This window comes from Prescottella equi, assembly GCF_002094305.1.
Taxonomy (GTDB): Bacteria; Actinomycetota; Actinomycetes; order Mycobacteriales; family Mycobacteriaceae; genus Prescottella; species Prescottella equi.
This window is the reverse complement of sequence record NZ_LWTX01000001.1, coordinates 997,887-1,017,181: the sequence shown is the minus strand read 5'-3', so window position 1 is coordinate 1,017,181 and position 19,295 is coordinate 997,887. Positions and strand designations below refer to the sequence as shown.

The following is a 19,295-nucleotide window of genomic DNA, read 5'->3' as shown; positions in this document are numbered from 1 at the left end:
CCTGTTCGTCGGATGTGATCGAAATTCGGGTCACTCATGGAGGGCTGGCAGGACCGGCACCCACGGGCGCGGCGTTCGGCCGGCTCCAGGCCTTCGACTGCTCGTCGAAGCGGATGAGACCTCGCGACTCGAAAGCGTCGAGCCATCCCCGCATCGGCCACCAGCCCCAGCGGCGCTCGAAGATTGCGGCGTTGCGGAGGATGTCGTCCAGATGCTCGACGGGAGGGTCGGAGACGCGGTGGTGGAGGTGGAATGCGTCCGCTCCCCCGACCCAGGCGAGCCCCACCCCGGCTGCCGCAGCAACCTGGGCGAAGTCGGTGTCCTCTCCGCCATACCCCGTGTAGTCCTCGCAGAAACCACCGAGGCGTTGCCACACCCGCGGGCGAACGGCGAACGAGAGCGACCAGAACAGCTCGTACCGGTCGTCGACCAGGACGGTCCCGTCCGGTGGCGCCGGGCGTGCCGGATGCGGGGCTACCGGTGGTACGCCCGCCCCGGGATACTCCCGGATTCGGGTCGACGCCTCGGCATCGAGATAGGTCACGGGCCCGCACAGCACCGTGTCCCGATGCTGTGCCGTCGCGGCGCCCCGCTCGTAACGACCGAGCATCCGCGGGTGTGGGACGCAGTCCACGTCCAGGAACACCAGCAGATCCGCCCCTCGGTCGATCGCTGCCTCCGCTCCGAGGTTGCGTGCCCTCGCCAGTGGAAGCTCGTCGGTCGAGGCCGGGATCCACACGCTGCGAGTGGCGTCGGAATGCTCGGCGACGATGTCGGTGACGGCCCGGTCGCCCATCGCGACGACGACGTGGTCGTGTGCGGCCACGGTCGATCCGCGCAGCCGACGCAATTGCGTGCGCAAGTGGTCGTGTCGGCCCGACACCACGGTCACCACAGAGGTCCTCATCCGGCTCCACCTCCGTCCAGGACGCGTTCGACGGCAGCCGCGGCACGGTCCACGGCTCCGCGGGTGTTCCACCGTTCCCAATCCGACCCCCCGCCCTGTCGAGCCCGCTCGATCAGGCCGGGCCACTCGGCCGGTGACGGCCAGGACGGTTGTACGACCGCCAAGCGCGCGGCGTGCAGCACGCCGGCCGTCGTGACCTGTTCGGCGAAAGGGCGCTCCTGCGGGATCACGATCGACGCGGCACCGGCGGCGGCGACGTCCGCGACGGCGTTCTGTCCGGCATGCGTGACCACCACCGAACTCGCACACAGATCCGGCCAGGGATCGTCCTTCCATCCCCCCGGCCCGCCGAGCGTGACCCACTCGACGCCCGGTACGGCGGTGTTCCACTGTTCGAGGCGTTGCCGGGTCAGCGACGTTCCGCCCGCGCCACTGAGCACCGTGACCCGGACGGTGCCGGAGTCTCCCGTGACGGCCCGGGCACGTTCCCCGAAACGGCTGAGGCCACCCACATAGGTCGTCTTGGCGGCGTGTCGCTCCAGCCAGGCCGGTGCATACAGCTCGCGCGGCCACGCGGCGATGATGTGGTCCGCCACGTCGTACGCAACCCGGTGGACCGCGTCGTCGCGCTCGCCCGGCATCGCGATCACGACCGTGGGAACACCCATCAGGCGCACGAACGTGGCGACCTCGACCGATACGTCGACAATCATCGCCCGAGGGCGCGCGGTGCGAATCCAGTCGGCGAGCGTCGCCATCCGCGACCGGAGTCCCGGGTCCTGCAGCGGCGCCCAGTGCAGTGCACCGCCGGCGGTGGGATTTCGCGGTGCGGTCGAGGCGTCGTCCCGGTCGAGATGAACGACCTCGCGAAACGGGTGCGGGTGTTCGAGGGCGAGCGAAGTGAGCGCGACGACCGGTGTATCGAGCCGACCGGCGAGAGTCCGTGCACGGGTCAGGTGCCCGCGACCGTGGTGGTGCACGTAGTACCCGATCATGCGACCGACACCCCTTGCAGTCGACGGGCCGCGCTGCGGCTGGCGGCCGATCGGTAGCACCGCTCGTATGCGGAGACCATCGCGGTTTCCGAGCATGCCGCGAGCGCTCGGGCCCGCACCCGGGCCCGTGGGAGCATCGCCGCGTCGGCGATGGCAGAAGCCATTGCTCCGATGTCCCCGGGAGGGACCAGTCGTCCGCTTTCCCGGTCGACGATCTCGGGAATTCCGCCGCGCGCGAACGCGACGACGGGCGTCCCGCACGACAGAGATTCGGCTACCACCAGCCCGTACGGCTCGTCCCAGTCAGGAGTCACGAGCGACACGGCGCAATCGCCTACGAGCCGGGCCAGGTCGGCACACGGCAGATGCCCGAGATAGTCGACGACGCCGGCCCGCAGACGGGGTTCGACCGCGGTGCGGAAGTAGGCCGGATCGCTCACCGGCCCCGCGATCCGCAGCGATATGCCCGCTCGCTCGGCAGCGTCGATCGCCAGGTGGGTGCCCTTCTCCTCGGTGATGCGGCCGAACCATACGGCGCCGTCGCCGCCCTCTCCGAGCGGCCAAGCATCGGTGTCGACTCCGTTCGGAACGACTCGGATCGGGGTTTTCACAACGGATTCCCAGGCCGCGGCGGTATGCCCGCTCACCGCAACGAAATCCACGCCGACGCCGCCGGTGAGCGCGGTGGCCGACCCCAGCCACGGCGTCGGCGGGGTATGCAGGGTACTGACCATCGGGACCGTAAGCGTCGGTGCCATTGCCAGCGGCAGATAGTGCAGGCTGTGGTTGTGCACGACGTCGAAGCGATCGGCACCGTGTTCCGCGAGTTCCAGCATGAGCCCGAGGTAGGCGTGATGGTCCGCGAGGAACTCCGGATGCGGCATCGACGGATCACCGCTGGCGAGGCGACTCGGCCGGAACGACCTGACCCTCAGGTTTCCGCTCGCGACGTCGGCGTCGGAACCGTCCGCGGCGAACAGGGTTACCTGGTGGCCGACGCGCTCCAACGCTCGCGCCAGGTGCCACACGTGCGATTCGAGGCCCCCGGCGAACGGCTGACGGATGGGGTGGCGAGACGACGCGATGATTGCAATCCGTAGGGTCGCCGTCATCCCAGCGCCCGCTCGTAGATTGCTCGGTGTGCGCGAGCGAGGAAGCGTCGCTCCGACATCCGCTCCTCCCAGGTGGCGCGCGGTGACGTCCACCGTTTCCGGTACGCGCGCTGCACACACTCCTCCAGTGAAGCCGTATCGAAGCGTTCTTCGTCGAATGTGTACGTCTCACAAGGGTTCTGCTGATGATAGAAGCCGCAGGATGGTGCGATCACCTGCGTGCCCAGGTCGTGGCAGGCCTCCAGCCATCCGGAGTGGGTGCCGAACCGATACGGCAGTACGGACACCGACAGGGACGACAGATAGGAGAAGAGCCGCTCGTCCGAGTAGTAGGGGTGCACGTCGACGGTGACTCGTTCACGATCGCCGTACTTGAGGAGCAGTTCTCCCGTTTCGGGCGCGTACCAGTGGTTGTCGGGATCGAAGACCTCGTCGTGGAGGTCGACTCTCAGTTCGGCGCCGGGAAGGTCCGAGACTGCCCGCGTGAGCGCCTCGACGACCGGAAGGACGTCCATGTTGGCGCGGAAACTCTTGGCGTGCAGGCCCACCGTGAACGTTTCGGCGGCGGAGGCACCGCGGTGTGCGAACCATTCCTTCTCGACTACGTGCGGATGTGGCAGGACCGTCGCCGAGCGCTGCCATCGGTCGTCGATCACCCGAGCCGCTCCGGGCGTCAAGGTGATCAGTTCATCGGCCAGGGGGATCAACACGTCGAGTTGCTCGTCGTGCATCGACGGGTCCGGATGGTGGGGGTTGCGCAGATCGTGCACGGTGTAGACGAGCGGCTTTCCCTGATCACGCAGTTCGCCCACGATGTCCTGCAACGTCTTCGGATTCACCGCGTCGAAGCCGAAGTGGATGTGGAAGAGGTCGAAGTTCGACGCGTTCGTACGAATCCACACGGGGTCGAGCATGAGAGGAGGCCACCAACCGCCGGGGACCTTCCGGCCGTCCTCCGGCACCGGGTCGGGCAGTCGGGTCACCTCGTCGTCGAACTCCGGCGACCCCAGATGTCGCACGTAGACATGGGAAGCCGGGACGGAAGCGAAACGAATCGGCCTCATCGAGCTCCTCGGGATTCGGGGCACGGCATCACCTGTCGGGTGACACCGTGCACATATTGGTGTGGGCAGCGCCTCGGATCGGACGAGTCAGCGGCTCGGGGGGCGCTGAGCGATCACACGCGCCCACCATCCGTCGAGCGGGCTCGGGTCCGGGTATCGGACGACATCGGGACCCGCGAACACCTCCCGGCGATCTGCTCCCAGAAAGTTCTTGTCGGCATTCCTCATGGCACTCATCCCTTCACCTCGGATGCAACGGGCCCGTACCCGAACGTCGGACGAAGATCCGGCAGGTGGGCTGCTGCTTCCGAACCCGTCCACAGGACGCCGTCCGGACACACAGAGAATCTATACCCCCCACACCAAATTTTCTCTGGAAGGTCCACATTGCCTGGCCGAAGCATCGCCACAGCAAGTCCGACGGGAATACCGCCCTCCGTGATCCACTGCCCCGACATATCCACGCCTCACCATCACCATGCATATGCCGGGAAGCGTGTTGTACCAGCGTCCAGGTGCACCGATGACGCACCGGCAGCATCGGCGATGACCCGCGCCAGACGGGCGACTCGTCCGACACGCCGGACCCGCGTCTTCGAACCGCGCTGCAAATCTCACGCAACAGGTATAGATTTTGTCCTACAGACGACCGATCAATCCTCAACCGACGGGGGTTCGGATGAGCATCCCGATACCCCCCGCACGCCCGACCTGCCCCTCACCGAGAACAGGATGTGCGATGAGCGACTTCCTCACCGATTACGACGACTCCCGCGAGGCCTGCGACGAGCAGGTTCGCCGCTGCATAGAAGAACTCCGCGACCATTGCGCGTCCGGAGAGACCGACCCCGAGGAACTCCATCGCTGCGTGGACCGACTGTGCGTCGCCGCTCTTCCCATGGCTTACCGCGTCGCCGGCCGGTACCGCAACCGAGGGGTTCCGACAGCCGAGCTCCGCCAGGTGGCGGCCCTCGCCCTGGTCGGAGCGGCCCGCCGGTTCGACCCGAGCAGGGGCACGGACTTCATCCCCTACGCCGTCACATCGGTGCGCGGCGAGATCCGCAAGTACTTCCGCGATTTCACCTGGTCCACCCATGTTCCTCGGCGCCTGCAGGAGAGCCACCTGGCCGTGCGGAACCGGATGGAATCGCTGTCGACCGAACTGGGCCGAACGGTCCGACTCGACGAGGTGGCGCATTCGCTGGGGATGCCGGTGGAGGAAGCCGAGGAAGCTGAGCGCGTGGGCGAGTTGTACTCGTGCGAGTCGCTCGACGCCACGCCGGTGGACGGTTCCGTTCCACGCCTGCACACCACCGGCGATGTCGATGCCGACCTCTCGCGGGTCGAACACCGGCACCTGCTGCGTCGGCTCATGGCCACGCTCGACGAACGCCAGCGCACCCTGTTGTGGCTCCGCTATTTTCACCAGATGTCGCAGTCCGAGATAGCCGAACAGGTGGGGTTGTCCCAGATGCACGTCTCCCGGCTACTGCGGCAGTCGCTCGAGCACCTACGCAGGCAAGCGGACGAGACGGTGGCAGCAGCGTGAGCCGCACCGAACGTGTCCTGGTTGCCGGAGGAGGGCCACGCCTCAGAGAAGCCCGCGCCGCGTGGCCGTCTCCACCGCCTCGGCGCGGCTGGCGACGTCGAGTTTCCGGTAGAGGTTCCGTGTATGCGTGCGAACGGTGTTGAGTGACACGTGCAGCTCGCGGGCGATCTCGCGTAACTGTCTCCCGGTGGCCAGTTCGCCCAGCACGACCTTCTCGGTGCGTGTCAGCCCCGGATTGCGCCCCGCATTGGCATCGAGCAGCTTCGCCCTGACGTGCACGACGAACTCGTGGGTGTGCTCACCGCCGGGTGGGAGCGCTGCGAGCAGTTCGGCGGCGTCGGCAGCGCAGTCGAGGAACGGCATCACGATCCGAGCCGGTTCCGCCAGTTCGAGCGCACGTGAGAGCGCGACGGACGCGTCGTCCGAACGGTGCTCCCGGTTCGCCACCACGGCGTCCAGAAGCCAGGCCCGGACAGCGAGCGCCGGATGCAGCGGCCGGTCGCGGACGGTGGCCAGCAGCTCACCCGCAGCCCCAGTCCGGCCCACGTGCAACTCGACCATCGCCCGCGCCACCACCACGTCGGGGATCTCACCGAAGGCGTCCGCTGCCTTCTCGATCACCTGCGCGGCCGTGTTCGTTCGGCCCGCGTCCAGAACGACTGCCATCGCCGGCGTCACGAGGGTATTGCTCAGCCCGGCCTGCGGACCGCGACTGAGCAATCCGATCAGGGCCCGGCTCACCGCGTCCGCTTCCGCCGTCGTCGGCCGCACCGTGCGCCGCGCCTGCAGGAGCGCGAACGCCACCTCCGCGTGGCCGCCGGAGACCGGCGCACTCGTCCCGTCCGGCCGCGTGCGCCGGGGCGACGTGAGGGCGAGTGCGTGGACCGGGCTGTCGTCGGGCAGCTGCTCGCTCCGAACGTAGGTGTCCATGCATACGGCGGCCGCGCACTGGAAGGCGTCGATCCGGTCGGTGAGACCGTGGGCGGCAGCATATTCCAGCGCGCGCCCGGCTCGCAGGCTCATCGTCGTGAGGTCACCGATCACCCCCGACAGGATCGACAGCCTCGCGAGGGTCCGCAGGATCAGGCGCGGGTGGGCACCGACGTCGCCGAGGGAGAGCGCCTCGCGGAGCAGTCGCTCACTCGACGCCGGGTCACCGAGGAACATGCGCGCGACCGAATGCTGTAGTGCGACGTAGCAGTCCAGATCGGCGCTGCCGCTCGGTCCGCACTCCTCGAACGCGGCGAGCGCATCCTTCGGCATGGCCGATCCACCGATCACGGCGATCTCGACCGACAGAGCCGCCGCGAACACCGTGGCAGCGGAGGCGACGCCGCCGGAGGTCGGCGCCGAACCCAGGGCCCCCAGAAAGGCGCGCGCGGCGTCCGGGTAGTTCTGTTCGACCGCGGCGAGCGCGCGCAGGTATCGCACAGCCGGCAGATCGGCGTACCGGGCGCCGAGGAGATTCCAGAGCTCCTCGGTCCGGCCGTCGAACACCACCGTGAGTCCGTGCAGGAGGGCGAGCTCCTCGATCGCCGCCTCATCCCCCAGCGCGACGAGGTGTTCGAGGGCGACGAGCGGCTCGCGCGCCTCGAGGAACCACCGCGCCGCGGTCCGGTGCAACCGGGCCACCCGTTGGGGGTCTCGATCGCGAACTCCCGCACGGGCATGTGCGCGAATGAGGGGATGCCATCCATACCGGACCCCTGCGGCATCCGACGAACATCTGACGACCGGTACACCGAACTTCTCGCGATCCGACGCCACCCTGTCCACGCTCGCCTCGTCGAGCTGTTCCGCGAGATCGGCGTCGAAGAACTCGACGATGCTGGTGGCCTCGATGAAGCGCAGCAAGTACGCGGGCAGAGCATCGAGCGTTTCTGCCACGACGTACTCCGAGATCCGCTGCGGATAGCGGACGAGATCGGCAATGGCTCCACTCGGATCCGTGTGGTTGGAGAGTCTTATCGCGGCTAGTCGCAGCGGCGCCGCCCACCCACGTGTCAGCTCCAGCAGCGCGTCGAGATCGGACTCGCCGAGCGAGTGCCCGTACTCCTCGACGATCGCGGCGGCCTCGGGCCGGCCGAGCGCCAACTCCTCCCAGCCGATCCAGGTGAGCGTGCCGTCGAGCGCATAGCGGGAGAAGGGCAAGTCGGGGGTTCTCCGGCACGCGACCACCACCGTCGAATGCGCCGGCGCCGAGTCCACGAGGCTCGCCAGCACCCCGAGCGCCACGTCGTCCCGGACCTCGTGGGCGTCGTCGAGTACCAGTACGGTCGGACGTCCCGCCGAGGACAGCCTCTCCCACAGTCCGACAACCCTGCGCCGCAACTCTTCTGCATCGTTGTCGGCGGGTCCGAGTACCAGCCAGGCTATCTCGCGAGCCGCCGTCTCTCTCGCGAGCCAGTCGGCGACCAGCACCGTCTTCCCGGTTCCCGCGGCCGCACTGATCAGGATCTTGTCGGGCACGTCCCGCGCGGCGACCGCATCGAGCATCGCGTAGAGGTCCTCGCGCGGCTGAACCGTGACCGACAGCCGCGGCGGAGGCATCGCCTCGGGAGCGGGTCGATCAGCCGACCGCCCCGCAGGAGAGCCGCCACCGGAAACGTCTCCCGCCGAACTCTGCTGCGCCACATGACTCCTCCGCCGATCCCTGTATGGACTCCCCGACCCACTGAGTCTTATCAGACATTTCGACCGGCTAAGGAAGGTTCAAGATCAACTGTGAGCGAGGCCGCACCATATACCTGTAACTCCAGGTACTCAATAGAATTCAGCGCTCGAACAGAGTCAGAGTCGTCTCCGCGACATCGTCGAGCCAGACCCTCCGCTGCTTCGGTGTCGCATCGGTCACCGGCCTGAGGACGTGGCGTACGAAGGACGGGCCGTCGAGATACGGGGCGAGACACCGTCCCCAGATCGCTTCGAGGGGATCCCCGAACACCGCCTCCTCACGTTCGGCGGTGGTGTCCGAGGTGTTCACCACGAGCATCCGCTCGATCGTGACGAGGCTCTCGGGCTCACCGGTCGCGTCGGGCAGACGGTAGGCGACGCCCGGGACCACGACGCGGTCCATCCAGCCGGCGAGTATCGCGGGCGGCTTGCCCCACCAATTCGGGTGGACGACGACGAGACCCCGGGCCTCCCGCAGTTCGGCGCGGTGCCGCCCGACGACGGTGTCGGACTCACGCGCCAGGTACGCCTCGACCGACTCGCCGGTGGTGTATGCCTCCTCGGCCGAGACGATCGGATCGAACTGCTCCGCGTACAGGTCGTGGAACCGGACGTCCGCCCCCGCGTCGGTCAACACCGTCCGGATCCGGTCCGCGATCGCATGGCAGTAGCTGTCCGGGCGTGGGTGCGCGAGCAGCAGCATCACGTGCGACACGGCGGGCTACATGTCCAGACCGAGGTCCAGCACGCTGACCGAGTGAGTCAACGCGCCGACCGCGAGATAGTCGACACCGGTCGCCGCGTAGTCCGAAGCGACGTCGATCGTGAGCCCGCCCGACGACTCGAGTTTCGTCGAGGGCGAGACGGTGTCCCGGCGCTGCACGGCCACCTGCGTCTGCCACAGCGGAAAGTTGTCCAGCAGAACGAGTTCGACACCCTCGGCCAGCACCTCGTCGAGCTGGGTGAGGTCGTCGACCTCCACCTCGCACTCGATGCCCGGTGCGACGGCGCGTACCGCGCGCAGAGCGGAGACCACAGAGCCTGCCGCGGCGACGTGGTTGTCCTTGATGAGCGCCGCGTCACCGAGACCCATCCGATGGTTCACACCTCCACCCACCCGCACCGCGTACTTCTGCAGCCCGCGCATGCCGGGCAGCGTCTTGCGGCTGTCCCGGATCTTGCACTCCGTACCGGCCACGGCGTCCACCCACGCGGACGTCGCGGTCGCGATGCCGGACAGGTGGCACATGAGGTTCAACATCGTCCGCTCGGCGGTGAGCAGCCCTCGCGTGGGCGCGTTCACGGTGAGCACGGCGTCGCCGGGCTGCACCCGGGTGCCGTCCGCGACGCGGTCGAGTACCTCGTAGTTGCCGGCGCCGATCACCTCGTCGAGTACGAGCAGTCCCACGTCGACGCCCGCGACGGTGCCGACCGAACGCGTCACGACGGCAGCTTTCGCCACGGCACCCTCCGGCACCGTCGCGACCGAAGTGATGTCGGGTCCGTAGCGCAGATCCTCGTCGAGCGCGGTGCGCACCAGCGCGAGCGTCTCCTGCGGATCGAGTCGGTCCAGCGTGCTCATCGTGCTCCTGTCGATTCCAGTTCGGGTACTTCGAGTTCACCGTCGCGACCGATTCGCACCTCGATGCTGCGTCGGAACGCGTCGGTCGTGTCCGGGTAGTCGGTGCGGGTGTGGCAGCCGCGGCTCTCCCGGCGAGCGAGGGCCGCCATCACGAGCGCCGACGCCGCGACCGTGAGCGAGGTGTCCTCGAGTGCCGCTCCAATGCCCGCGACCGCTACGCCGCTGCGACCCAATTCGCTTGCGGCGGAGGCGAGCCCATCTCCATCCCGGACCACCGAGGCATGCGCCGTCATGAGCGTCTGCACCGTTTCGCGGGGCGCCCGCCGCCGGAACGGCAGCAGCAGATCGGTCGCCTCGACCCTCAGGTCGGCACGTTCGGCGGCCGCGTGCCCGACGCGCTCGCCCACCACGAGCCCCTCGAGGAGACTGTTCGACGCCAGACGATTGGCGCCGTGCAGACCGGTACGGGCAACCTCACCCGCCGCGAACAGTCCGGGCACCTCCGTCCGCCCGTGCACATCGGTGACGACGCCGCCACACGAGTAGTGCGCGGCTGGGGCGACGGGGATCAACTGTCGGCTCGGGTCGATGCCGGCCGCCAGGCACGAGGCGGTCACGGTCGGGAACCGCGACGCGAAATTCGTCAGGTGTCGGGCATCGAGATAGACGTGGTCGGTTCCGGTGTCCCGCAAACGCTGCGCGATCGCACGCGAGACCACGTCGCGTGGCGCGAGGTCACCCTGCGTGTGCACGCCGTCGGTGACCGACCGGCCCTCCGCATCGACGAGCCGGGCACCCTCGCCGCGCACCGCCTCACTGATGAGGGGCCGCCGTCCCACCCCGCCGGGCGCGAACAGCACGGTGGGGTGGAACTGCACGAACTCGAGGTCGGCCACGGGCGCGCCGGCCTCGAGCGCCAGCGCGATACCGTCCCCGGTGGCGCCGGGCGGATTGGTACTGCACGAGTACAACTGCCCGAGTCCGCCGGTCGCCAGCACCACGGACGGCGTGTGGATGACACCGAGCCCCTTGTCCGACAACACGATCAGGCCGGTCACCCCGTGCGGGTCGGTGGTCACGCGCGCGGCGGCCGCACCGAAGAGCACCGGCATCCCGGCCGCGTTCAGCGCACGCTGCACCTCGGCACCCGTTGCGTCGCCGCCGGCGTGCACGATGCGCCGCGTACTGTGCCCACCCTCGCGGGTGCGGGCCACGGTGCCGTCGGCTCCGACGTCGAAGACGGCGCCCAGCGCGGTCAGCGCGGCGAACGCCTCCCGGCCGGCGGACACGATCGACCGGACGGCGGCCTCGTCGCACAGTCCGACGCCCGCGACGCAGGTGTCGCCGGTGTGCGAGTCGACCGAGTCGGTCCGCGGATCGCCGACCACGGCGATGCCACCTTGCGCGTACTGCGTCGCGGTGTCGGTGGGCCCGCCCTTGCTCACCACGAGAACCTGCAGACCGCGTTCTGCGGCCACCCGCGCGGCCGTCAGCCCCGCGACCCCTCCCCCGACGACCACGACATCGGCGCGCGCCTCCCACACGACGCCGTCACCCCCGGGACCGGCGACCATTACTCCCCGCCGCCGGGGTTCCCGATCTCGATCATGCGCTGCACGGACTTTCGCGCCCGCTCGGCCACATCGGGGGCGACGTGGACCTCGTCCTTACCCTCGACGAGGCAGCGCAGCAACGCGGCCGGGGTGATCATCTTCATGTACGGGCACGAAGCACGGTCATTGACGGCCTGGAAGTCCACGCCCGGCGCGGCCTTGCGCAGCTGGTGCAGCATGCCGACCTCGGTGGCGACGAGAACCTGCTTGGCGCCGGTCTCACGGGCAGCGTCGAGCATGCCGCCGGTCGAGAGGATCTTGACCTTGTCCTCGGGGACGAAGCCCTCGCCCGCGAGGTAGAGCGCGGACGTGGCGCAGCCGCACTCGGGATGCACGAACAGCTCGGCGTCCGGGTGACTCTTGGACTTCGCGGTGAGCTCGTCACCGTTGATGCCGGCGTGGACGTGGCACTCCCCCGCCCAGATGTGCATGTTCTCGCGGCCGGTCACCCGCTTGACGTGGGCGCCGAGGAACTGGTCCGGCAGGAACAGCACCTCGCGGTCGGGATCGATCGAGGCGACGACGTCGACGGCGTTGGACGACGTGCAGCAGATGTCGGTCAGGCCCTTCACCTCTGCGGTGGTGTTGACGTAGGACACCACCAGTGCGTCGGGGTGCTCGGCCTTCCACTCCCGGAGCTGCTCGGCGGTGATCGAGTCGGCGAGCGAGCAGCCGGCCCGCTCGTCCGGGATCAGCACGGTCTTCTCCGGGCTCAGGATCTTGGCGGTCTCGGCCATGAAGTGGACGCCGCAGAAGACGATCGTGCCCTCTTCCGCTTCGGCGGCGATCCGCGAGAGCGCCAGCGAGTCACCGACGTGGTCGGCCACGTCCTGGATCTCGGGCAGCTGGTAATTGTGCGCCAGGATCGTGGCGTTGCGCGCCTTCGCCAGACGGCGCACCTCGGCAGCCCACTCGGGCCCGCCCTCGACACCGGTGTACCCACCGGGGCCGTCCACGATCTGTCCCGCACCCGCCCACATCGTCGAGGTCATGGCCACTCCTTCTTTCGAAGCCTGTTCGACGGCTCCGTCACTACAACCCGGGCGGGCTGGCCCGAATTTCCGAAATCGAGGTTTTCGACTTAGGATCGAAAACATGCCACATAGTAGCACCGTCCACGAAGTGCTCACCGCGGTGTTCCAGGTTCGGCCCGCCACCGAGACCATCTCCGCAGGTGACGGCCATCACGGCCCCAACGGGTGCCGCGGCGACGAACTGATGGTGCTGCTGTGGCAGCGCGCTCTCGATCCCCAGAAAGGCACATGGTCGCTGCCCGGCGGGACACTCCGCATCGACGAGGACCTGAAAACCTCGGCCCGTAGACAGTTGGCCGAGAAGGTCGACGTCCGCGAGGTGGCCCACCTCGAGCAATTGTCGGTCTTCAGCGATCCCCACCGCGTCCCCGGCGACCGCCGAATCGCCTCCACCTACCTGGGCCTGGTCCCCCTCCCCGCCGATCCACAACTCCCGGCGGACACGGCCTGGCACCCGGTCTCCGCGCTTCCGGAGATGTCCTTCGACCACGGGACGGTGGTCGAGCACGCGCGCACGCGGTTGGCCGCGAAACTGTCGTACACCAACATCGCGTTCGCCCTGGCGCCCGACGAGTTCACGATGTCGACCCTGCGCGAAATCTATTGCGCCGCTCTCGGTTACCAGGTGGATACGACGAACCTGCAGCGAGTCCTGACCCGACGCGGCGTCATCACCGCCACCGGCAACACCGCCCGATCGGGGCGCACCGGCGGCAGACCCGCAGCGCTCTACCGCTTCACCGAGTCGCAACTGCGGGTGACCGACGAATTCGCGGCGCTTCGTCCCCCGGTCTGAGTTCGCCCCCCTTTGTCGGCACGTCCGATTACACTCGAAACTATGTTCGAAGCGGGTGGTGCGAGTGGAGGCGTGGAAGCGGCTGACGCCGCCGAGCTGCTCACCGCCCGGCATGCCCGGATCGCACGGGAGCAGTACCTCGAGATCGAGTCGGTGACCGATCTGTTCGTGGTCCGGTGCGAGGAGGACGCCCGGGCGGGCCGGAACGAAGCACGTCACGGCGAATTCGCTCACGTCGAAGTCGCCGGGATTCTCGGGCTGACGGAGTCGGCGGCGCAGCGGATGATCGGCCTCGGCTGCGATCTGCGGTGGCGGCTGAGCCGGGTCCGAGCGGCGTTCGCTACCGGGCGGATCGACCTCGCGAAAGCACATGCCCTAGCCGAGATCCTCGCGAAGGTCTCCGACGAGGTGCTCGCCGAGATCGAGGAACGACTACTCGACGGTGCCGACCGGACGAGTACCACCCGGCTGAGGAATCAGGGACGACGCCTGATCGCCCGCCTGGATCCGGAGGGTGCACGCGAACGCCGGAGGCGCGCCACCGCGGATCGCGACGCGCGCGTCATCGCCCGTGACGATGGGATGGCCGAGGTCGACGGTCTGCTGCCCGCCGCGGGTGGCCGGATCCTGGCCGGTCGGCTCCGGGCGATGTGTTTCGACGTGTGCGCCAAGGATCCGCGCACCGATGCGCAGCGACGCGCCGACGCATTGGTCGCGCTCGCTTCGGGGCACACACACCTCGACTGCACTTGCGGGCGCGACGACTGCGCCACCCACGCGCGCTTTCCCACGCGTGACGATCCCCCCGCCCGTTCGGGCGTCTCGGTGCAGGTCCTGGTCGGCGTCGACGCGTCGACACTGCTCGGGCTCGACGACGCCCCCGGCTACCTGTTCGGCCACGGCCCCATCGACGCCGATCTGGCGCGGGATCTCGCTGCGGACGGCACATGGAAACGGGTGCTCACCCTCACCGATCGCGATCGCGATCGGGTCGCATCAGCGACAGCCTGTTCGACAGGCCCGGTCGTCGGTGTCGGCTCCCCACTTCCGCCGCCGCGACAGGCACCCGCCGATGTCGCGGTGCGCCTTCGCGAACGCACATACCGACCTAGCCGCCAGCTTGCGGAGACCGTGCGGATCCGGGACGGCGGGTGTCGTTTCCCGAACTGCACCGTCCAAGCCAGTGCGTGCGATATCGACCACACGGTCGCGTTCGATCACGACGAACCCGCACGCGGTGGACCCACTACCGAAGCGAACCTCGCGTGCTTGTGTCGCAAACACCATCGGCTGAAAACACTCGGCCACTGGGCCGTCCGGCAGATCGGCGGCGGAAGGTTGGAATGGTCGGGTCCCTCGGGGCGGCCCGTCGTCACCGAACCCTATGGGCCGTTCACCGATACAGGCCTGCGCGAGATCTCTGCAGGAATCAGCGCCGAACTCCTGGACAGAGTCACCGACAGTGCCACCGTGGCGGCGTTGAACTACTCACGCGCCGAACTCGATCTCGACTACCTCCTCGACGTCCACATCCCGCCTCGACAACGCCGGCGCCGCGGGCACACCCCGCGCCACGGCAGTTCACGGACGACGATCGAGCCCGAAACATCGCTGTCCGCAACTGCTGACGATTCGCCGCCGTTCTGATCGGAATCAATTCGACGACACACTATTTCGAACGACGAGCGCGATCGGCTGCCGCCCGTCGACACCGTTGGAGGCGAGTTCGAGCGCCTCGGTCGCCGCAAGCACCGGGATGCACGAAGCTTCACCGGCGAGCCCGACGGTCGTGAACACGGTCAGCGGTCGGCATCCGAGCAGCGGAAAACGGCCACCGACAGCAGCGCGATTGCACGTGCAGATCGACGTTCGGAAAGGTGTTCCCGAGCCACGGCCATCATCAGCGCCGCGAGTCCGAGTCCCGCCCCCTGCGCCGCGCGCCCGATCAACAGGACCGGGAACGGCACCGGAAGCGCCGTCAGCGCGCCGCCCGCGGCGACAATCGTCAGCGTCCAGATCACCACCGCACGACGACGCGGGCCCGACCCGAGCCGACTGAGGATCGGCGTGCTCACGGCACCCGAGAGCAGCGGGACGGTCAACGTCCACTGCGCCGCAGCGAGAGAAACGTGATAGTCGCGCTCCGCGTCGACATCACGGTCGGAGCCTACGACCGTCGAATCCCGCGTGCTCGGCGCCGCGACTTGTCGGGCTGTGGCACTACATTCGTTCCATGACGACGCCCCGGGAGCTCGCTCTGATGCGCCTCGTGGCGCAGCGGATCTCCGGTCCTGCCTGCCCTTCGGCCGCGGAGGCCGTGCGCTGGCTCACCGCGGCGCAGGCGCAGGATTTCCCCGGAGCAATCACCTCGATCGCCGCCAGGGCCGGGGGCGGTGGCCGGAAGTCGATGCTCGACGCCCTGAACAGCGCAGAGGTGGTGCGCTCATGGCCGATGCGGGGCACGCTGCATTTCGTCGCCGCGGAGGATCTGCGGTGGATGCTCGCACTCACCGGTGCGCGGACGCTGTCGAGTGCACGAGCCCGCCACCGGGCCCTCGACATCGACGACGCCGCGGTCGACCACGCCGGCACCATCGCACGAGAGGCGCTCGCCGACGGCGGCCTCGGGCGATCAGAACTGATGCAGGCCTGGGAGCGGGCCGGGATCGCGACGGCGAACCAGCGCGGACAGCACCTGTTGTGGACGCTGGCACTCACCGCAGTGGTGTGTCTGGGCCCGGTCGACGGCGGCACACAACGGGTGGTGTCGTTCGACGACTGGATCGGCAGCTCACGCGAACTCGACGGTGACGAGGCACTCGGCGAGTGGGCGTTACGGTACTTCCGCAGCCACGGACCGGCGACGGTGGACGACTTCGTGTGGTGGACGAAACTGACCGTCCGGCAGGCACGTGCAGGTCTGGCGTCGGCGGCCGAGCGTCTCGAACGGATCGTGGTCGACGGGGTCGACTACTACCTCGACCCGGCGACGCCCGATCTGCTCGCGGCGCATCGTCGACAGGCGCGCGGGGTCTTCCTGCTACCCGGATTCGACGAGTTCATCCTCGGTTACCGTGATCGCGGCGCCGCCGTGGATCCCGCGTTCCAGCCGCGGCTGCAACCGGGAAACAACGGCATGTTCAGCCCCACCGTCGTCGCGAACGGCCGGGTGGTGGGCACGTGGAAACGGCGTCGCGGTGCGGCCGGCGGCATCGACGCCACGCCGTTCACCGCGTTCGACGCAAGCACGGAAAAGGCGATCCCCCGGGCGTATTCGGCACTGGCGTGACGCACCCCTACGGGCTCTCGGCCACGTCCGCCCATTCGGGATCGGTCGGCGCGGATGTCTCCGCCGTGCCCCCGGCACCGAGGTCGTCGTCGGGGCTGAGTGATACGAACAGCAGATAGACCAGCGCCGCCGCGAGTGGCTGGACGATGAGCACCAACGGCGTCGACACGCCGGGGGCCGCCGCGATCACCGAGTCCACGGCGGGTGCGGTGACCTCCGGGTAACGCAGTCGCGCAACGCCCATCCCTACCAGTGCAGCCACACCCGAACCCGCCACGGAACCGCAAACCAGAGCGGCCATCGCTCCCGGCCCACGGGAGCGCCGCATGCCCCACACCACGACCGCCGACAGCACCCCCACGACGATCGTGGTGCCGACGAAGATCGCGAGGGCATCGAACCGGTGCAGATTCTCGGTGGTGAGCACGACCCCGCGGTCCTCGGCGACGACGAGCATGTGCACCGCCGGTGCGAGCAGCGCCCAGATCATCCCGGCCGGCACACCGAGCAGCGCCGACACGACGACGATCCTCACCAAGGCTCGCGATCGGCGGTGTCGGGATGGAGTCACACCACGGGACGTTACCTGCGACCGAGCAGGGTCGAGTCGAGGACACCGTGCCGGGAGCACTTCGCCCACCAGCCGTCGGGGCTGACCTGGACGATCATGCGTCGACCGCACTGCTCGCAGAACCGTGGCGGCTCGAGGCCGAGTTGCGCCGCGGTGGGCGTGGCGTCGTCGACGCCCGGGACGACCCGGCGCCCTGTGAACGGGTTGTAGCGCTCGCCCGCGGGCACGATCTCCGCCGCGGCGTCAGAGGGTGGCATTGAGCGCCTTGATGGGCATCTCGAGATCCACCAGTAGATCGAGGTCGCTCTCGGCGGGACGTCCGAGGGTCGTCAGGTAGTTGCCGACGATGACCGCGTTGATTCCGCCGAGCATGCCCTGCTTGGCGCCGAGGTCGCCGAGGGTGATCTCGCGGCCGCCGGCGAATCGCAGGATCGTGCGGGGAAGTGCGAGCCGGAAAGCGGCCACCGACTTGAGGGCCTCGCCAGCGGGCAGCACGTCGAGGTCACCGAACGGGGTGCCCGGGCGCGGGTTGAAGAAGTTCAGCGGGACCTCGTCGGGCTCGAGCGCGGCGAGGTTCGCAGCGAATTCGGCCCGCTGCTCGACGCTCTCCCCCATGCCGAGGATGCCGCCGCAGCACACCTCCATGCCCGCCTCGCGGACCATGCGCAGCGTGTCCCACCGCTCCTCCCACGTGTGGGTGGTGACCACGTTGGGGAAGTACGACTCGGCCGTCTCGAGGTTGTGGTTGTAGCGATGCACACCCATCGCCGCAAGCTGGTTCACCTGCTCCTGCGTGAGCATGCCGAGCGAGCAGGCGATCTGGATGTCGACCTCATTGCGGATCGCCTCGATCCCCGCCGCGACCTGGGCGAGCAGCTTTTCGTCCGGACCTCGGACGGCGGCGACGATGCAGAACTCGGTGGCACCGGTCTTGGCGGTCTGCTTCGCCGCCTCGACCAGACTCGGGATGTCGAGCCACGCGGCGCGGACGGGCGACTGGAAGAGGCCGGACTGCGAGCAGAAGTGGCAGTCCTCGGGGCAACCACCGGTCTTGAGGCTGATGATGCCCTCGACCTCCACCTCGGGTCCGCACCACTTCATGCGCACGTCGTGCGCGAGGGCGAGCAGTTCTTCGAGGCGGTCGTCGCCGAGGCGCAGCACCTCGAGCACCTGTTCCTGATTCAGCGCTTCACCACGCTCGAGTACCTGTTCACGGGCGGCCGCGAGAATGTCGAGATCGAGAACGTCGGGGGCGCTGGTCACTGCAAACTCCTCGGGTGCGAACAGTCCCGACACCCGGGACCTGACGACTACAGCAGCTGTATCGATGTCGGACTTGAACACCGTACAAGTTGAACGGCGTTCACGTTAGAGCCGTGGTGGATTAGTGTCAAAGGAACAGGCCGAACGCGACAACCCGCGGCCCGACCCGATGCGGAGGAGTGAGGCAGTGCAGCTGCGACGCGGCGACGTCCTCGACGGCGCGATGGCGATCCTCGACGAGTACGGTCTCGCCGATCTCACGATGCGCCGGCTCGCGACCTCGCTGGGCGTCCAGCCGGGCGCGCTGTACTGGCATTTCCCGAACAAGCAGACCCTGCTCGGTGCTATGGCCGACCGAATTCTCGAGGGCGTCGACGCCCCGGTGTCGTCGGAGCGGTGGGACGACGGGATCGCCGAGCTCGCTCATCGTCTGCGCACGGCGCTGCTGGCGCACCGCGACGGGGCCGAACTGGTCGCGGCGACGTACGCGTCGCGGATGACGTCGACCCTGGCCCGGGAGAGTTTCGTGGGCGCGGGCGTGCGCGCCGGTCTCCCCCGACCGTATGCCGAGCTGGCCGCGTACACGCTGCTCTACTTCGTCCTCGGGCACACCGTCGACGAGCAGTCCCGGGCCCAGATGGAGGCGGTCGGCGCCCTCACTCGGGCGCCCGCATCACCCGACACCGAAACGGCCGCCGACGTCGGTTCCGACGACGACTTGCTCGACGGCGACCCGCAGGTCCGGTTCGACTTCGGACTGGCCCTGTTCATCGACGGCGTGCGCGCCCGGTTGGCGACCGGTTCCCCGGCCGCCCGCTGAGAAATCCGTCGGGTGCCTCTGCCGTCG

At 68.7% G+C, this 19,295-nt stretch carries 17 protein-coding genes and 1 pseudogene; 5 read left to right on the top strand and 13 right to left on the bottom strand.

All coding sequences use genetic code 11. The features are described from left to right. Nucleotides 1–34 precede the first annotated feature (34 nt). Genes A6I89_RS04800 through A6I89_RS04785 form a run of 4 tightly spaced genes read right to left on the bottom strand, consistent with a single transcriptional unit; the run spans nt 35 to nt 4,078 of the window. Nucleotides 35–907, bottom strand: a complete 873-nt coding sequence (locus A6I89_RS04800) for a glycosyltransferase family 2 protein (protein WP_064067026.1) — start codon at nt 905–907, stop codon at nt 35–37. Next, entirely contained in the window at nt 904–1,902 is a 999-nt protein-coding gene (locus A6I89_RS04795) for a glycosyltransferase (protein ID WP_022596418.1), read from the bottom strand. The genes A6I89_RS04800 and A6I89_RS04795 overlap by 4 nt, the downstream gene beginning before the upstream one ends. Continuing rightward, the gene (locus A6I89_RS04790) at nt 1,899–3,014 is read right to left on the bottom strand and encodes a glycosyltransferase (protein WP_022596420.1); all 1,116 of its coding nucleotides are present in this window, start codon (nt 3,012–3,014) and stop codon (nt 1,899–1,901) included. Before A6I89_RS04790 ends, A6I89_RS04795 begins: the two co-directional genes overlap by 4 nt. Beyond that, nucleotides 3,011–4,078, bottom strand: a complete 1,068-nt coding sequence (locus A6I89_RS04785) for a hypothetical protein (protein ID WP_022596422.1) — start codon at nt 4,076–4,078, stop codon at nt 3,011–3,013. The genes A6I89_RS04790 and A6I89_RS04785 overlap by 4 nt, the downstream gene beginning before the upstream one ends. 739 nt (nt 4,079–4,817) lie before the next feature. On the opposite strand from A6I89_RS04785, the gene A6I89_RS04780 reads away from it, so the two are divergent. After that, nucleotides 4,818–5,627, top strand: a complete 810-nt coding sequence (locus A6I89_RS04780; RefSeq protein WP_022596423.1) for a sigma-70 family RNA polymerase sigma factor — start codon at nt 4,818–4,820, stop codon at nt 5,625–5,627. Between the two features lie 42 nt (nt 5,628–5,669). Here the strand turns inward: A6I89_RS04780 and A6I89_RS04775 are convergent, their stop codons facing one another. The 5 genes from A6I89_RS04775 to nadA all read right to left on the bottom strand — a co-directional run bounded on the left by A6I89_RS04775 (nt 5,670) and on the right by nadA (nt 12,487). Beyond that, complete coding sequence (locus tag A6I89_RS04775) at nt 5,670–8,261, bottom strand: LuxR C-terminal-related transcriptional regulator (RefSeq protein ID WP_044991126.1); 2,592 nt, start codon at nt 8,259–8,261, stop codon at nt 5,670–5,672. A gap of 139 nt (nt 8,262–8,400) precedes the next feature. Next, entirely contained in the window at nt 8,401–9,015 is a 615-nt protein-coding gene (locus A6I89_RS04770) for an NAD(P)H-dependent oxidoreductase (protein ID WP_022596427.1), read from the bottom strand. Nucleotides 9,016–9,021: 6 nt separating this feature from the next. Next, nucleotides 9,022–9,882 (bottom strand): carboxylating nicotinate-nucleotide diphosphorylase, encoded by an 861-nt coding sequence (gene nadC, locus A6I89_RS04765; protein ID WP_005512652.1) that lies wholly within the window; start codon nt 9,880–9,882, stop codon nt 9,022–9,024. Further along, nucleotides 9,879–11,456: an L-aspartate oxidase gene (locus tag A6I89_RS04760; protein ID WP_022596429.1), complete on the bottom strand. Its 1,578-nt coding sequence runs from the start codon at nt 11,454–11,456 to the stop codon at nt 9,879–9,881. The genes nadC and A6I89_RS04760 overlap by 4 nt, the downstream gene beginning before the upstream one ends. Continuing rightward, nucleotides 11,456–12,487, bottom strand: coding sequence for a quinolinate synthase NadA (gene nadA / locus A6I89_RS04755; protein ID WP_005512645.1), 1,032 nt, complete (start codon nt 12,485–12,487; stop codon nt 11,456–11,458). The genes A6I89_RS04760 and nadA overlap by 1 nt, the downstream gene beginning before the upstream one ends. 103 nt (nt 12,488–12,590) lie before the next feature. Between nadA and A6I89_RS04750 the strand changes: the two genes are divergently transcribed. Next, the gene (locus A6I89_RS04750) at nt 12,591–13,325 is read left to right on the top strand and encodes an NUDIX hydrolase (RefSeq protein ID WP_005512644.1); all 735 of its coding nucleotides are present in this window, start codon (nt 12,591–12,593) and stop codon (nt 13,323–13,325) included. A gap of 42 nt (nt 13,326–13,367) precedes the next feature. Further along, complete coding sequence (locus A6I89_RS04745) at nt 13,368–14,972, top strand: HNH endonuclease signature motif containing protein (RefSeq protein ID WP_044991129.1); 1,605 nt, start codon at nt 13,368–13,370, stop codon at nt 14,970–14,972. 152 nt (nt 14,973–15,124) lie between these two features. On the opposite strand, the pseudogene A6I89_RS04740 reads toward A6I89_RS04745, so the two are convergent. Next, nucleotides 15,125–15,454, bottom strand: a pseudogene (locus tag A6I89_RS04740) (MFS transporter); the annotation flags it as partial. A 104-nt stretch (nt 15,455–15,558) separates the two neighbouring features. Here A6I89_RS04740 and A6I89_RS04735 point away from each other — a divergent pair. Further along, a complete protein-coding gene (locus A6I89_RS04735) occupies nt 15,559–16,614 on the top strand; it encodes a winged helix DNA-binding domain-containing protein (RefSeq protein WP_044991131.1) in 1,056 nt (351 codons plus the stop codon). A gap of 7 nt (nt 16,615–16,621) precedes the next feature. On the opposite strand, the gene A6I89_RS04730 is transcribed toward A6I89_RS04735, so the two are convergent. The 3 genes from A6I89_RS04730 to bioB form a co-directional block, all read right to left on the bottom strand. Continuing rightward, the gene (locus tag A6I89_RS04730; protein WP_022596437.1) at nt 16,622–17,134 is read right to left on the bottom strand and encodes a DUF2567 domain-containing protein; all 513 of its coding nucleotides are present in this window, start codon (nt 17,132–17,134) and stop codon (nt 16,622–16,624) included. Nucleotides 17,135–17,196: 62 nt separating this feature from the next. Continuing rightward, entirely contained in the window at nt 17,197–17,442 is a 246-nt protein-coding gene (bsaP, locus tag A6I89_RS04725; protein WP_005512638.1) for a biotin synthase auxiliary protein BsaP, read from the bottom strand. Further along, nucleotides 17,429–18,448, bottom strand: coding sequence for a biotin synthase BioB (bioB, locus tag A6I89_RS04720; protein WP_013416308.1), 1,020 nt, complete (start codon nt 18,446–18,448; stop codon nt 17,429–17,431). Before bioB ends, bsaP begins: the two co-directional genes overlap by 14 nt. Nucleotides 18,449–18,635: 187 nt before the next feature. Here bioB and A6I89_RS04715 point away from each other — a divergent pair, with 187 nt between their 5' ends. Next, entirely contained in the window at nt 18,636–19,268 is a 633-nt protein-coding gene (locus tag A6I89_RS04715) for a TetR/AcrR family transcriptional regulator C-terminal domain-containing protein (protein ID WP_013416309.1), read from the top strand. Nucleotides 19,269–19,295 lie beyond the last annotated feature (27 nt).